At 39.5% G+C, this 15,033-nt stretch carries 12 protein-coding genes and 4 other annotated features; of the genes, 3 read left to right on the top strand and 9 right to left on the bottom strand.

What is annotated here, in order from left to right; genetic code table 11:
* Positions 1–4: 4 nt before the first annotated feature.
* Complete coding sequence (locus ACIQXV_RS01125) at positions 5–1,255, bottom strand: helix-turn-helix domain-containing protein (RefSeq protein ID WP_402954766.1); 1,251 nt, start codon at positions 1,253–1,255, stop codon at positions 5–7.
* 155 nt (positions 1,256–1,410) lie between these two features.
* On the opposite strand from ACIQXV_RS01125, the gene ACIQXV_RS01120 reads away from it, so the two are divergent.
* Both ACIQXV_RS01120 and ACIQXV_RS01115 read left to right on the top strand, forming a co-directional pair.
* Positions 1,411–2,169: an SDR family NAD(P)-dependent oxidoreductase gene (locus ACIQXV_RS01120; RefSeq protein WP_402954763.1), complete on the top strand. Its 759-nt coding sequence runs from the start codon at positions 1,411–1,413 to the stop codon at positions 2,167–2,169.
* Positions 2,170–2,627: 458 nt separating this feature from the next.
* The gene (locus ACIQXV_RS01115) at positions 2,628–4,166 is read left to right on the top strand and encodes an ABC-F family ATP-binding cassette domain-containing protein (protein WP_402954760.1); all 1,539 of its coding nucleotides are present in this window, start codon (positions 2,628–2,630) and stop codon (positions 4,164–4,166) included.
* Between the two features lie 175 nt (positions 4,167–4,341).
* Here the strand turns inward: ACIQXV_RS01115 and ACIQXV_RS01110 are convergent, their stop codons facing one another.
* The 7 genes from ACIQXV_RS01110 to ACIQXV_RS01080 form a co-directional block, all read right to left on the bottom strand.
* Positions 4,342–4,659, bottom strand: coding sequence for a 4a-hydroxytetrahydrobiopterin dehydratase (locus ACIQXV_RS01110; RefSeq protein WP_402954757.1), 318 nt, complete (start codon positions 4,657–4,659; stop codon positions 4,342–4,344).
* Positions 4,653–6,413: an aromatic amino acid hydroxylase gene (locus ACIQXV_RS01105; RefSeq protein ID WP_402954754.1), complete on the bottom strand. Its 1,761-nt coding sequence runs from the start codon at positions 6,411–6,413 to the stop codon at positions 4,653–4,655. Before ACIQXV_RS01105 ends, ACIQXV_RS01110 begins: the two co-directional genes overlap by 7 nt.
* A gap of 119 nt (positions 6,414–6,532) precedes the next feature.
* Positions 6,533–6,764, bottom strand: a binding site (T-box leader).
* Between the two features lie 47 nt (positions 6,765–6,811).
* Positions 6,812–7,044 (bottom strand) — a binding site (T-box leader).
* A 47-nt stretch (positions 7,045–7,091) separates the two neighbouring features.
* Positions 7,092–7,324: a binding site (T-box leader), on the bottom strand.
* 180 nt (positions 7,325–7,504) lie between these two features.
* Positions 7,505–8,335, bottom strand: a complete 831-nt coding sequence (locus ACIQXV_RS01100) for an energy-coupling factor transporter transmembrane component T family protein (protein WP_402954751.1) — start codon at positions 8,333–8,335, stop codon at positions 7,505–7,507.
* Complete coding sequence (locus tag ACIQXV_RS01095) at positions 8,326–10,038, bottom strand: ABC transporter ATP-binding protein (RefSeq protein WP_402954748.1); 1,713 nt, start codon at positions 10,036–10,038, stop codon at positions 8,326–8,328. The genes ACIQXV_RS01100 and ACIQXV_RS01095 overlap by 10 nt, the downstream gene beginning before the upstream one ends.
* A 39-nt stretch (positions 10,039–10,077) precedes the next feature.
* A complete protein-coding gene (locus ACIQXV_RS01090; RefSeq protein ID WP_402954745.1) occupies positions 10,078–10,635 on the bottom strand; it encodes an ECF-type riboflavin transporter substrate-binding protein in 558 nt (185 codons plus the stop codon).
* Between the two features lie 34 nt (positions 10,636–10,669).
* Entirely contained in the window at positions 10,670–11,527 is an 858-nt protein-coding gene (locus ACIQXV_RS01085; RefSeq protein WP_402954742.1) for an SAM hydrolase/SAM-dependent halogenase family protein, read from the bottom strand.
* Positions 11,528–11,640: 113 nt separating this feature from the next.
* Positions 11,641–11,918 (bottom strand) — a binding site (T-box leader).
* Positions 11,919–12,301: 383 nt separating this feature from the next.
* A complete protein-coding gene (locus ACIQXV_RS01080) occupies positions 12,302–12,889 on the bottom strand; it encodes an NAD(P)H-dependent oxidoreductase (protein ID WP_402954739.1) in 588 nt (195 codons plus the stop codon).
* A gap of 119 nt (positions 12,890–13,008) precedes the next feature.
* Between ACIQXV_RS01080 and ACIQXV_RS01075 the strand changes: the two genes are divergently transcribed.
* The gene (locus tag ACIQXV_RS01075; protein ID WP_402954736.1) at positions 13,009–13,437 is read left to right on the top strand and encodes a MarR family winged helix-turn-helix transcriptional regulator; all 429 of its coding nucleotides are present in this window, start codon (positions 13,009–13,011) and stop codon (positions 13,435–13,437) included.
* A 117-nt stretch (positions 13,438–13,554) separates the two neighbouring features.
* Here the strand turns inward: ACIQXV_RS01075 and ACIQXV_RS01070 are convergent, their stop codons facing one another.
* On the bottom strand, positions 13,555–14,766 hold the full coding sequence (locus tag ACIQXV_RS01070) for a M14 family zinc carboxypeptidase (RefSeq protein WP_402954733.1): 1,212 nt from the start codon (positions 14,764–14,766) through the stop codon (positions 13,555–13,557).
* Between the last annotated feature and the right edge of the window lie 267 nt (positions 14,767–15,033).

Raw genomic sequence — 15,033 nt, 5'->3', positions numbered from 1 at the left:
TCAATCATGTCGATGTATTTTCAGAAGAATGATCATTTCTAAACTGCTTAGGAGTTAAACCTGTGTATTTTTTAAAGATCTTTATAAAATAACTTTGATCATTGAAATTTAGCCATGTGCTGATGTCTGAAATCGAATAATTTGTTAATACTAGCAGCTTTTTTGCTTCGTCTACTCGATGCCGTTGGATATATTCACTTATCGGTATACCAACTTCTTTTTTAAATAGGGATGATAAGTAATTGGGACTTAAACGACACATTTCTGCAAGGTGATCAAGTGTGATATCGCCATAAAGATGGTTATAAATATAATGTTGACAAGCGGTTATGGCGGCAGAATATTTTTCTTCATTTAATTGGTACACACGCTTCGTAAAATCCTTTATGGCTTCCTCCGTTAATTTCAATATTGCTTTAAGGTTTCCTAATTCCTCAAGTTGTTGAATATAGATATCACTTAAAGTAAAGGCCGTTTCCTCATGTAAGCCACCTTCAATGGCTGCTCTGCAAACAAGGGCAATGCCCGTTATCATTAAATTTTTTTCACTTCTTAAGCGATTTCGTTTCGACAATAATCCTAATTCTGCCTCACCGACAATGGAGTAATCGAAGATATCCTGTAATTTATCGATCCGTCCGTTTTTGACATAATCAAGCAACACCAGTTCATAGGAAAGATTGGAGTGAAAAATGAAATTCCTTCTCCCTTTCGAAAGTTCCAGATCCAGATTCTCTGATTCAATTACGACGAGGTCAAACTCATTATTGTTTTGGAGGACAAACCTTTTATCTAACGTTTTATGATAAATCAAATAATAAACCATTAAACTAATTGTTAGGAGTTGTTGATGATCCATAATGGGGACGGCTTGATAGTATTCAATGAGATTCCTTTTATTGATGTTTCCTTTAAATGCATCCATGATCTTCGTAATAAGCTCATCAGATATTGCTGAATCAAGGGAAGGTCCTACAATAATCGTTCCTAAAAAATGGTCCGATTCTTTAAGATTGACAAAGAAAAAGTTCAAATTTGAATTGGAAAAGAAGATAGGAAAATCATTTGGATCCTCTTTATTAGTATATACACTCATCTGCTCCTTGAACGGGACATAATAGGGATTACTCCGTATGTCACTTCTTGAAAATTCGTATTCGAATTCACCAAATTGATTGAGATAATAAACAGGGATTTGATGAGCTTCAAAAATAAGCTGACAAATATAGTGTAGATCCTCTTTTGATACTTCCATTTATTTCATCTGCTCCATTCATTTTTGTAAATCGGTTACATTGTTTGTTTTTCACCTAAAAAAAATACTATTATCCGTAAAATAATACAATAAATAATTCTTATTCAGCAATAAAATAGGTGATGTTAGAAATCTTAAACAAAGGGGAGACAAACATGGAATTAACAAATAAAATTGCCGTGATAACTGGTGCAGGTAGTGGAATTGGCAGAGCAAGCAGTTTAAAACTTGCTAGTGACGGTGCAACAGTTATATTAGTCGATTTCAATAAGGAAACAGGGGAAGAAACGTTAAAGCTTGTGAAAGAGCAAGGTGGAGACGGAATCTTCGTTCAGGCTGATGTATCAAAAAGTGAAGATGTGCAAAACTATGTCAATAAAGCCGTTGAAACATATGGACGCATTGATATATTTTTCAATAATGCAGGGATCATTCAAAAATTCGCACCTTTCACTACAGTAGAGGAATCTGAATTTGATCGGATTATGGCTATCAATGTAAAAGGTGTCTTCCTTGGATTGAAATATGTACTAAAAGTAATGGAAGAGCAAGGTAGCGGATCGATTATTAACACGGCTTCAACTGCAGGAATTCGTCCTGAACATAGTGTAGCTGTTTATTCTGCAAGCAAACATGCGGTTATCGGCTTAACAAAAGGCGCTGCATTAGAATATGCGAAAAAAGGAATTCGTATTAATGCACTTTGCCCAGGCGGTGTTCAAACAGCGTTAACCGCTAGTGTCGCTGAGCAGTTTGAAAAAGGCGGTTACGTTCCAGAAGAGTTTTCCAATATGAGAATGGGTCGTTATGCTGATCCGAAAGAGCTCGCTGAAATGGTTGCTTTCTTAGCATCAGATAAAGCAAGCTATATGACCGGTTCAATTGCACTCGTAGATGGTGGTTTAACTTTATAGGTTATAGAAACATCAAGTAGGGTTCGCAACATTTACAAGAACATTTTTGTGATATTATAATAGTATAAATGGGAAAGAAGGTGCTTTCCATAATGAATATCCAGTCTAGAGTATTTATTACAGAACTTAGCTCCGCACAAATGTATACGATGAAGCATTGTGTCAGGAGCTTAATCGGGAAGCATACTGTTTCCTATATTCATCGGCTTATAGTTTGCTGAAAAAAGTGTAGTGGCACTATGCTTATTTGAGTATGACTATTTGCCGATGGATAATAGATTAAAGGGCCATAGACAATGCTTTGTCTATGGCCCTTTGTTTTGGATATTTCAATGAGTTTTTTTCAAATTGAAATCATTTTTGTTGCATCTGTTGCAGCAATACCACCAAAGCAAAGAGCTGGCGTCTAGTAACGCTGTCTCTTTGCTTTTTTTATTTTTAGGAAAAGAGGAATTATGATGAGTTTACTTGAAGTTAGAAATTTAACCCACAGTTTTATAGACAAAGTTCTATATAATCAAGCTAGTTTTGATTTATACAAAGGTGAACATATGGGGATTGTAGGACAAAATGGCGCAGGAAAAAGCACGCTGATCAAAATATTGATGGGAGAAGTCATTCCAGATAGCGGAATGATTAAATGGCAATCTACTATTCGTATTGGGCATCTTGATCAATATGCCGAAATCAATGGTACTAGAACAATTATTGACTATTTGAAAACAGCTTTTGCCCATTTATTTGAACTAGAAAAAAAACTGAATGATCTCTATCAAGAAATGGCCATCACTGGTGATTACGGTCTATTGGAGCAAGCAGCAACATATCAGGAGAAGCTTGAAACGAGTGATTTTTATTTAATTGAAAGTCACATTGATAAAGTGGTTTATGGCTTAGGGATTCATGCAATTGGCGTCGATCGTCCCATTCAGGAGTTGAGCGGCGGTCAGAGAGCAAAAGTAATTTTAGCAAAGCTATTGCTCGAAAAGCCCCATGTGCTATTGTTGGATGAGCCAACAAATTTTCTCGATAAGGAACATGTGGACTGGTTAGCCAATTATTTATCAGCCTTCGATGGCGCTTATGTCGTTGTATCCCATGATTTTGATTTTTTAGAGAAAATATCATCATGTATATGTGATATCGAGTTTGGAACGATCAAAAAGTATGCGGGGAAATACTCGGATTTTCTTCGTCAAAAAGAGCATTTGCGGGAAGATTATATCAGACAATACGAAGCTCAACAAAAAAAGATCGAAAAGACGGAAGAATTTATTCGAAAAAATATTGCTGGAGTGAATACCAAGATAGCTCAAGGACGCCGGAAGCAGCTTGAAAGGTTGGAACGAATGGCTCCACCTGTTTTCACTCATAAACCGACCTTTACCTTTAAGGAAATCCCACTTTCCGCACAGGTAGCTCTCCGGGTAAATGAGCTTGAGGTTGGTTATGGTAAACCCCTCTTGCCTAAATTGTATTTCTCTGTTTTAGGCGGAGAAAAGCTTGTAATTACAGGCTTCAACGGAATTGGAAAATCAACATTACTAAAAACACTCGTTCAACGTATTTCAGCAGTTGCAGGTAGTTTTCAGTTTGCAGAATCGGTAAAGATTGGTTATTTCGAACAAGATTTAATATGGGAAGATGGAGCAAAAACACCTATCCAAATTATCTCAGATGTTTACCCAAAATTGGGCGTGAAGGAAATTCGAAGTCGATTGGCTCAATGTGGGGTGAAGAATACTCATACTACTCAAGCAATAGCTACGCTAAGTGGCGGAGAACAGTCAAAGGTGAAATTATGCTTACTCCTTCTTTCGCCTTACAATTTCCTCATCTTGGATGAACCAACCAATCATTTAGATGCGGAAACAAAAGAAGCACTACAAAAAGCATTAATTCAGTTTAAAGGTAGTGTATTACTCGTTTCTCATGAAGAAAAATTTTATCAACAGTGGGCAAATCGGTTTCTAAATATCGAGGATTGCATAAAGTGAAGCTTAATTTATTTATATTTTGACAGTTAAAAGTCCCTTAGACGTAAGGGGCTTTTACTGTATTGAATCTTTTCATCAGGTCGTGACAGGCTCGGAAAAGCGAAAAGAAGCAAGAGAAACGTCCCCTTGCTTCTTTCATTCATCTATACATAAAATCATTTTTTCGATATACTAATCACCTTATGGATGAAATAGTATGATTTACATGTTCATACGCTTTTTCGAATTCGACTGCTAGATCAATATCTATAGCTGTTACACCTTTTGCAGCCCAGGAGCTGAGCGAAACAATAACGGCTTTATATTGGACGTTGATAAATGGATGATGTTGGTTTTCTTCAGCAATTTGACCGATTGCTGAAACAAATTGAATACCTTGCATGTATTCTTTAAACATATATTTCCTTTCGATCCATTTATCGTTTTTAATCTTCCAGTTTTGAAGTTTTGCACACTCCAATTGAAGTTCTAAAGGAGTCAATGCTGTTAACATCTTTGACTTTCCTTTTGAAGCGGAAGTAACGATAATCCATTTTTGATAAGACGTTGAAGTTCTTTTGTTGTGCTGAGACGAAGCAATTCTTGATGGACCTGTTCTGTTTCCATTGTTTGCACACAATGCTCACAGAACAATTCCAGAATTTCCAAGCGCAGCAGCCATTCTTTTGGATAAGTTCTTCTCAACACTTGAAGAACGTTTTGAATAGTCACCATACTATTTTCATCCAGTGACTCTTTTTCACGGATTTCTCTGATTGTTTGGTACAGATTTTCTATTTCTGTTAACAGTCTTGGTTCTGTTGAAGCCTTTTTAGGTATTTCTTCTACACCGAAGAATGCTTCTGCATCAGCAACGCCTGGAAATGCTGACGTAACGGCTGATCCTACAGCCATGTCGAACGTTCCCCACTTTTCCTCAAATAACACTTGATCCCCTAATGTGACTCTGCAGCTTTCGAAGGAAATGAGATTTAGTTTGTTGTTGTTTCGGATTATTGTAGAGACCCTACCCGTTACTTGAATGCCGCTCTTAAAAGCCAAAGTCGATTTACGACCTTTTTCAATTCCAAAAGTCTGAAGGTCTTCCTCGGTACATTCTTCAAGAGAGATGTCCCCTTCTAATAAACCAATTGGAGTGCCAAAACCGCTGAAATGAGTAGTTTTCGAATGTCCAGGAAGCTCCTTATCATTAATAGCCAATGCTGTTGGTCCTGCTGTTTTCACATAAATGGCCTCGCCATCTGAATCTTTAAGCATTTTTTCGATCGTTCCTGTAATTTGTAATCCGGAGTTCAGGACAAATGTCGACGTGCTACCTGATTGAAGCGCCTTATCTAAGCTCTCCGTTCCACCTTTCCGGAATGCCATTGAATTGGCAAACTTTTCGATAGCCTCTGTCAATTGATCAAAACTCTCGCAAACAAATAATTGCGGCTGCATGGTCGTAACATCGTAGCTTGTCTGAATACAAGACTCTATAGAAAAAGGAAGTTTTACTACGTTTTCAGATAGGCAATGCTTGCTTTCTCCTACAGACGATAAAAGTCCGGCGCCGTATATTTGCGGGTTTTCCAACGTTCCTATTAAGCCGTACTCCACTGTCCACCAGAAAATCCGCGAGATTTGATCTGCTTCTGACATCCCCTTTACCGCTTTTTTCCTTTCGCTTACCAATCGTTTTGCTTCTTCAATTTGTTGTGGTGTGGAATGGCGATCTTCCATGACAATCGAAAGATGTCTGACTGCCTCAAATACTTCATGCTTTGCTTTTGTTGCAAATGCCTTGGCACCAATTTCTCCGAATCGTTTTACGTATGAAGCATATTTAGAATCAAATAGGATAGGTGCATGACCTACGGATTCGTGAATAATATCCGGTGCCGGTGTATATTCGATGTTTTCTACTTTACGAATATCGACGGCAATTGGCAAAATACCATGCGCTTGAAAATCATAGAATGCAACACCTGGAATTAATCCATCTACAATAGTGGCTCCCCAGCCAATTTTTGAAAGATGCTCGTTCATGTCTGATACATTTGGAATTGCCTCTGTGTCAATCCCTGATGCACGGAGACCTTCCACGTACGCCGGATGTGCTGTATCCTTTAGTGCATGATGATTTTGTCTCATCACATATCGCCATACCGCATGATCAATGGGTGTGTACTCCTCGTAGTGCTGCTCTGAGACAAATTGTCGCAAATGAGCGGGAATCTGTTTTGTGGATTTTGATTGTTGGTTCATACTTCATTCAATCCTTTCTATCTTTTCAATATTTTTGTGAATTCTCCTAACTAGGTAATCGAATTCTGCATTTCATTCATAATCCCTCCTTTTCATAAAAAAAACCCTACTGGAAAACCAGTAGGGACGAAAAGATTTCGCGGTACCACCCTAGTTGCGAGCTTATGCTCACCACTTCATTCTAATAACGACTTTGTTGCCGTCTTCCCCTTCATAAAGGCTGCCGCCTTTACTACGAAAAAGAAACTCCGGGAGTGTAATTCATGCTTACATTTGTACTGATTCGCACCGACCATCAGCTCTCTGTAGACAAATTGCTAAGCACTACTGTATTCCCTTCCATGCTTGTATATTATTAAGTTTTTCGAATAAATAAAAAGTCCCTACTGGAATAAACCAGTAGGGACGAATAGACTTCGCGGTACCACCCTAGTTGCGAGCTTATGCTCACCACTTCATTCTAATAACGACTTTGTTGCCGTCTTCCCCTTCATAAAGGCTGCTGCCTTTACTACGAAAAAGAAACTCCGGGAGTGTAATTCATGCTTACGTTTGTACTGATTCGCACCGACCATCAGCTCTCTGAAGACAAAATTGCTAAGCACTACTGTATTCCCTTCCATGCTTGTATTTTATTAAATTTTTCGAATAAACAAAAAGTCCCTACTGGAATAAACCAGTAGGGACGAATAGACTTCGCGGTACCACCCTAGTTGTGAGCATACGCTCACCACTTCATTCTGATAACGGCTATGATGCCGTCTTTCCCTTCATAAAGGCTGCTGCCTTTACTACGAAAAAGAAACTCCCGGAGTGTAATTCATGCTTACGTTTGTACTGATTCGCACCAACCATCAGCTCTCTGAAGACAAAATTGCTAAGCACTACTAAATTCCTTTCAACGCTCTACAATATATAACATTATTTTAGTATAACGAATTATAAAATGAAATCTATCAAGTTGTCAAGGATTAAATATTATAAATATATCTTATTTCAGACAACCGATGGCAGATCCCATTACAATTCCCATATTCGCAAAGCTATCCTCATTTTTCATAAAAAAGAAGCAAGATACTCGTTCTCTTGCTTCAAAATGGATTATAGAACCGGTCACCATCTTGAAAGGTGATGTATAGTGATACTGCTAGAATGAGTATGAATAAGATGATAGTGACGATGTCTATTTTTTGAAAGGGACGGGCCCGGTACCAGGTGCGCTTTTTGTTTTTTCCAAAACCGCGAAGTTCCATTGCATTGCTGATCACCTCAATCTTATCGAGACTTGATAGGATGAGCGGGATGATGATCGAGGCGGCATTCTTGGTCCGCTTCGGCAGCTTTTCTTTGCGCGACATGTCAATCCCGCGGGCTTGCTGGGAAAGTGAGATCGTCCGAAAATCCCGTTGAATGTCAGGAATATAGCGTAACGCCAGTGCAACAGCATACGAAATCCGGTAGCTGACACCGATGCGGTTTAGTGATGCGGCAAACTCACTCGGGTTGGTCGTCACGATAAATAGGATTGCAGCGGGAATGACGGTGAAATATTTCAGCGTCACATTCAATTGATAAAATAATTGCTCAAGCGTAAGTGAATAGCGCCCGCCACCGAAGTCAAACACCACATGGCTTGTCCCGTAAATCGCCACACCCTCTTGCGGCGAAAAAGCATAGATTGCGAGATTATTAATCATGAGAAAAAACAAAATAAACAGAAGGACAAAAGCCACTTCCTTTAGTTTTACCTTGGAAACGATAAAAACACCAATACTGAATAAGAAGAGAAAGATCAAAACGCGCGTATCATAGGTGAGCATCGCGACCGACGACCAGATCATAAAGCAAATCAGCTTGGTCACACCTGTCAGCCGATGGACCGGTGATTGCCGCTCAATGTATGAAAGCATTTCTACTGCCATTTCTGCCTCACCTCTCGATCATACGCGATAAACCGGTCGACAAACTGCTTCGATTCGCCAATTCCCGCCCGCTCTGCCAATTCGAATAAAGACGTTTCCTTTAAGTTTGCTTCACTAATGACCCGGGAATCCGCGAGGATATTGACGGCTGTGTCATCAGCGATTTTTCGTCCCCCGGCAATCACAATCGCCCGCGGTGTATACTCAAGCATAAGGTGCATATCATGGGTAATCATGATGATAGTTACACCATGAAGGTTAAGTTTCACCAAAAATTCCATAATCTCGGTATAATGGCGGAAATCCTGCCCTGCGGTCGGCTCGTCGAGAATGATGACCTCCGGCTCTAAAACTAAAATCGAAGCGATCGTGACCCGCTTTTTCTGGCCAAAGCTTAACGCCGAAATCGGCCAATTTCGGAACGGATGCAAGCCGCAGATTTTCAAGGTTTTTAACACCCGTTCCTTGATTTCCGCTTCCGGTATACCGCGGATCACAAGGCCAAGCGCTACTTCGTCAAAGATCATCTGCTTCGAAATCATCTGATTCGGGTTTTGCATCACCATGCCAATCCTCAAGGCGCGCTCTTTAATCGTATCGTTGCTAATATCCTGCCCCTGATAATAAATTTGCCCTGAGCTCGGCTTTTCAAAGCCACAAATTAATTTGGACAGCGTCGACTTTCCGGCACCATTTTTTCCAACAATACTGATCATTTCCCCTTTTTCAATTGAAAAAGAAACATCCTGAATCGTTCGTTGCCCCGGTGTATAGCCAAAGTTGATATCCTTTAATTCCAAAATCGGTTCTGTTTTCACTCGTGGCTCCGGGGGCACGACATTTGTAAACCAGTCGATTAGCTGATCTCTGCAGCTTTCGACTTGAAAGGTATCAAGATGTGCGGGCTTCATTTCCGGTGTAATACGACAACCGGCGAATTTCGCCGCTTTCACAAATAAAGGCTCGCGGATGGAACACTGCTCCAAAACCGGTGAGGCCAACAGTTCATCCGGAGCCATATCGCTGATGATTCTGCCATCATCGACGACAATAATGCGGTCAACAGGGCGATCCAAGACATCCTCTAAACGGTGCTCAATAATTACGACCGTTTTGTTTGTTTCACAGTGGATTCGATCAATCAGTTCAATCGCATATTTCCCTGTTGCCGGATCCAGATTGGCCAGCGGTTCATCAAATAATAAAATATCCACGTCATCGACCATAACCCCTGCGAGTGAAACCCGCTGCTTCTGCCCACCGGAAAGATGGTGCAGCGAGGCGTCCAAATAATCCTCCATATCCACCATTTTCGATACCTCGTCGACCTTTTTAACCATTTTCCTTTGCGGTGCACAATCATTTTCAAGCGCAAACGCGATATCCTCAGCAACCGTAAGCCCAATAAATTGACCATCAGGATCTTGAAGGACCGTTCCGACTTTTTTCGATAAGGAAAAAATGTCTAAATCTTTAGCGTCCTCGCTGCCGATTTTTAAACTTCCTGACACTTTCCCTTTGTATGAAAAGGGAACAAGGCCATTGAGACAATGGCCAAGTGTGCTTTTTCCCGAGCCTGAAGGGCCGACAATGAGAACCTTTTCCCCATCATAGATCGTTAAGTTGATCTCATGTAAGGTTGGCGCTGTCTGACTGCGGTATTGAAAGCTATAGTTTTCAAATTGAATAACCGGTTTTTTCATAAAATTTCTCCTAGTCTTTTCCCGATGCAAAACTTCTCATTAAACATCCTTCGTCAGGCTGCCGCTTTGACTCCGGCTTTTTGCATAAATACTAAGCAACAACGTACCAAGAACAGCAACAGTCACCATATTTAACCCGCCGGCGACAAGGCCTTGTAAATAGACTTTATTTACTGGCTCAGCATAAATCAGGACATCCAAGGTTGGCGCAATCGCAAACCAGCCGATTGCTTGGACGATGATTTGAACCACATTAAACAGAATGATTTTTTTTACATTAAAAACACCTGATTCAATATTGATTTTCTTCGCTGCAAGGCCAATTAAGAAACCAACGATTCCGGAGACAATCACCCAGCTCCACCACGGAGTTCCGTAGAAAATGGCATCCTTTAATGCATGGCCGATTAACCCAATCAAGCCGCCGGCAACCGGTCCGAAAACAATTGCCATTAACGCTAAAAAGCCGTACGATGTGTCAAAATTCGTATTCGGCACTCCTGTAGGAATGCTGGCAAATCTCCCTAATATCACAAATACCGCTGCACCAATCCCAATCGCGACGATGGTTTTAATTGATAATTGGTTCCCTTTCATTTCCTCAACCCCCATAATTTATATTTTTACTAAGTTAATTATATATAATTTTTGGTATTTTTCGAATAGATATTTTCCAAGATGCCCCTGTTTCAATATGATACGCCTTGGCAAATGAACCCTGGTTGATCGCCACACCGATTTTATCGAGCGAATTTACATATAGCAATGGCTCGCCTAAATGGATGTCAGCAAATGTTCGGCCATAGGTCATAATGTTTTTATAGACTTGGCGGGTATCATTTTCAATCGTTACTTCAAAGGAATCGCCATATTCCGCGGGTAAATCCTTGAAGAGAACACGGTCAATATTTGTCCATAAATTACCGAAGCGAATATCAAGGATGTCAATATGACCTGTGAGCACCTCTTTCGTAATACTCGGCTCCGGCTGCGGCAATTCAACAATAGAATCGACTGGAACCTCTGGGCCAACCTGCTCAAACGTAATGATATTAGAAGCGAGCCTTGCCCCCGTATATGCATAAACATCACGGCCGTGGAACGTATACGATTCACCGGATTGCGGCAAGCGATTGACGGTCTCATCAATGATTCTCACTTCTTTAATACCAATACAATTTTTAATATGAGTGAGTGTCCCGTTATCCGGAGTAATAATATAGTGATCCAAGGCTGTTTTCACAACAATACTTCTGCGCTCAGAGCCAACACCCGGGTCAACAACGGAAACAAACACCGTTCCTTCTGGCCAGTAAGAAACCGTCTGATATAATCGGTAGGAACCTTCCCAAATATGATACTGGGGAATGTCATGGGTTAGATCAAAGATCCGGATCATCGGATTAACGGAAATCGCCACACCATACATAGCACTAACTGCACCATCACTTGTACCAAAATCAGTTTGCAACACAAGATTGTAATTCATTATATTTTCCTCCTTCGTTTCATATTCTTGAAGCACGGGTGAAGCAAAAGCACTGGGCCCCCTCGCTTCACATTTAATAAAAAAACCACGCCCCTATCTATTTCAAGAAAATAGATAAGGACGTGGTTTAGATCCACGTGGTACCACCTTAATTTACTGTTTGCTCACACAAACCAGCCTCAGCAAGTACATGAGCTTTTCAGGTTGCTCTTTATACTGTGGTATGGATAACGAGTACCAAATCTCGTCGAAACCTACTCCAATCTAATTAGATCGTTTCAGCACGAAGCTCTGAGGCCATTGTTCGGATTCGTATTTTTGCTCCTTTTCAGCTACCGAAGCTCTCTGTGTAAAATAACATAATCGTACTTTCCCTCTTCAACGCTTTTAATCATAAATTATTTGAAAATTTATAAAGATTATAGTCCAAATAATCGAAATAGTCAAGCGCAATCATTACTTAAATTTCCACAAAGGTTTCCAGTTAATATCCAGCAAATGTTGTAAGTTTCGGGAAATAGTCGTAAGTTGCCAATTTTATGTTGTAAGTGTTCGGAATTATGTTGTAAGTGCCACAAAATATGTCATAAGCAGCTGAAAACATGTCGTAATCGAAGGATATTGCGAATGAATGTATCCAAATGGGATTGGATTCATTTTTGGTAAAAATCTTTAGAGAAATGCATCCAATGAGGACCATTGGATTCATTTTTCCCGAAAATCCTGGATGAAATGCATCCAATAAATCCGATAAAAACGCAGCCCAAAGTTTCTTTAACAATCTATCTTTTTAAAATAACGATAAATCTTTTCTAGTTTTTTTGTTTGTTTTCCCTTTGGACTTTCCATATTACCAAACTCAAAAAACTTAACTTGTTTAATTCCGACAAAACTAAATAAGGCTTTTTTCATCAATATTTTATGTGAATTATTTAACCAGAGAAGTGGATAGTTTGCCGGCCCCTTCATGGTGGACACACATACAACTGATTTTCCTTTCAATAGTCCCTCCGGTAGTAGTCCCTTCTTATCCTTGTAGGCAAAATTTGCAGCAAATAATTGATCAATGTATCCCAGCATCATGGCTGGAGGTCTTCCCCACCAAATGGGATAGACAAAGACAATCTTATCAGCCCAGATAATTTGGTCCCGGTATTTTTCAAGGTGTGGATCACGATACATATCACGTCTTCGTTTATGCTCATTAAACACAAGAACTGGATTAAAACCTTCCTCATACAAATCTAACACCTGTATATCCTTTATATTTGGATTTTCGTGGCTTCCTTTAAGGACCTTTTGTAAAAATGCGTAACATAAACTTTGATGGTTAGGATGGGTGTAAATTACAAGGATTTTCATAAAGCACCCCTTTTACTTATCATTTGATAACCAAATCATAGCAGTCGTGTTTTTTGTTGTCAAATGATAATTGTATTATGATAACAAATTTGTTATCTTCGTGGTAAGAGGTGAGAGATATGGACAAAAAAGCTCTTTTTTTAAAATGGGTGTCCTTTACGACATCGGTTCATCGTGTGACACACGAATTAACTCAACAGGCAAAATCTGATTCCATCACGCCTGTGCAATATAACATTCTTGAATATATAACCGTTAGCCAGCCTGTTACCCTTAGTGAAATTAGTGATTGCCAACATATGTCTATGCCAAATACGAGTCGTGAATTAAAAAAATTAAGTGAAAAAAATTTAATTGAAAAAATAACCGATACCGAAGATCGCCGAAAACAATATATTCGTCTCTCAAAGGCTGGAGAAACCATGATGAACGAAGCCTTTGCCCATGTAGAATCACGGTTTCTACATCGAATACAAAATGCTTCAAAAGAAGATTTAGAGGAAATCAACAGCGCACTCGATATTCTTCAGGCCAAACTATTTTTTTAAAGTTTAACCTACCAAAGAGTAAAAAAAACACGCCCCTATCTACTTATACAAAATAGATAAGGACGTGGTTGATTTCCACGCGGTACCAATTTATACGAGATTCACTTCAAATACACTCTATAATGATGGAGTGGATGAAGTTCTCGGAATGTTATTATAGTCATCAGCATTAAGTTGTGTTACAGACCCATCCGCGACGCCATTAATAATCCCATACAATCCGGTTTCAACGGCTTTAACCAATTGACCTTTTTTCTTTTGACCCAATGTGTGAGTTTGGCCTCTTACCTCAAATAGCACGGTTCCACTGCCATTCAAGGCGAAGCTGCCTAAAGCTGTACCAGGCAGATCAAGATTTTGGCTATATAGAGAAATATTGTTGAAAGGTGAATTTTGGCCAATTGATTGAAGCGCATTATATGCTGCCAGATTCAATTGCTTGGAAAATTCAAAATTATAGTTACTAGCATACTGTGCATATTTTTCTCCCCTAGGAGTTCTAGGGTCTGGTACAAAGTCAGCCGATAAGGACATCGTAACAATATCGTCCGTGCCTTCAACATAATATTGTCCTTGATGATGTAAATCAATAAATACATCGACTTTGCCGAATTCAGCTTTTAACGACTTGTACACCTCTCTTACCGTTTGTGACTCCGGTGTTATGTACCAACCTGGCTTATTCGATGCTCCCGGGAAGTCCGCTGCTTTTGGAACATAGTTTAAGTCAGGATTAAAATCACGGTTTACATCAAAACCAGGCTTTCCAGTATAATCCCTTTCTTGTAATACTCCTGAAGCATAATAATTCCACGCTGGTTTCGAGGCACTAGCAAGCTGTGGGAACTTGGCTACTACTTCAGCCCAAGACATGTCATTTCCACGACGATTAAGTTCAGATGCATCTGGATTCATTTTTGGTAAAACAACTAAAGTCATTTCATCACGAATTTTCTTTGCCTCAGGAGAATTACTAGAACCAACATATTGAAGGAGATTCAACAATGCCTCTGTTCCAGTCTTTTCATTTCCATGGATCTCACTTTCAATGAGAACAACTTTCTTTCCATTCCCTACTCTAGCTTTATAAACGGCTCGGCCGCGGTTCGATTGACCGACCACTTCTAAAGCAACTCTTCCTTGGCTATTCTTCTCGATTTGTTGCAGTCGTTTTACCATTTCAGCGTGATCTGTAAAGCCTTGGATAGAATACACTTGATTATCGTTCGTTAAATTTCCGTTAGAAGAATTAGCTGCTAGAGTTGGAGTCGCTAAACTAGCACAAAGTGCGACAACACCCAGCCCTGTTATCAATTTTTTCCTTTTCAATTACATCACTCCTCTTTTTTTTTAATACAACTACTATTCTATTAAAGGGTGTTAGGAAAAGGTGTTGCATTATAGGGAAGGACTACTTCTATTTTTGTAAAAAAAAGACTAGTTTTGTCACTTTATTTCAAGCATAGGGGACGGTTCTCTTGGCTTTTTTGAAGATTAATGCTGGCCACCAGAACCGTCCCCGTGGTTCTTGAATAGGTATTTTATCACGTAAAAACCAATATTATCCTATTTTTTATAATTAATATTTACTATTTT

The organism is Neobacillus sp. NPDC097160 (genome assembly GCF_044762155.1).
Lineage (GTDB): Bacteria > Bacillota > Bacilli > Bacillales > Cytobacillaceae > Neobacillus.
This window is presented reverse-complemented; position numbering and strand designations above follow the sequence as displayed.

Bases quoted from the DNA above. Each gene is read 5' to 3' on its own strand.
- ACIQXV_RS01080 (WP_402954739.1), bottom strand. From the start codon at position 12,889: ATGAAAATCCTTGTAATTTACACCCATCCTAACCATCAAAGTTTATGT.
- ACIQXV_RS01125 (WP_402954766.1), bottom strand. From the start codon at position 1,255: ATGGAAGTATCAAAAGAGGATCTACACTATATTTGTCAGCTTATTTTT.
- ACIQXV_RS01090 (WP_402954745.1), bottom strand. From the start codon at position 10,635: ATGAAAGGGAACCAATTATCAATTAAAACCATCGTCGCGATTGGGATT.
- ACIQXV_RS01120 (WP_402954763.1), top strand. From the start codon at position 1,411: ATGGAATTAACAAATAAAATTGCCGTGATAACTGGTGCAGGTAGTGGA.
- ACIQXV_RS01105 (WP_402954754.1), bottom strand. From the start codon at position 6,413: ATGAACCAACAATCAAAATCCACAAAACAGATTCCCGCTCATTTGCGA.
- ACIQXV_RS01115 (WP_402954760.1), top strand. From the start codon at position 2,628: ATGAGTTTACTTGAAGTTAGAAATTTAACCCACAGTTTTATAGACAAA.
- ACIQXV_RS01085 (WP_402954742.1), bottom strand. From the start codon at position 11,527: ATGAATTACAATCTTGTGTTGCAAACTGATTTTGGTACAAGTGATGGT.
- ACIQXV_RS01095 (WP_402954748.1), bottom strand. From the start codon at position 10,038: ATGAAAAAACCGGTTATTCAATTTGAAAACTATAGCTTTCAATACCGC.
- ACIQXV_RS01110 (WP_402954757.1), bottom strand. From the start codon at position 4,659: ATGTTAACAGCATTGACTCCTTTAGAACTTCAATTGGAGTGTGCAAAA.
- ACIQXV_RS01100 (WP_402954751.1), bottom strand. From the start codon at position 8,335: ATGGCAGTAGAAATGCTTTCATACATTGAGCGGCAATCACCGGTCCAT.
- ACIQXV_RS01075 (WP_402954736.1), top strand. From the start codon at position 13,009: ATGGACAAAAAAGCTCTTTTTTTAAAATGGGTGTCCTTTACGACATCG.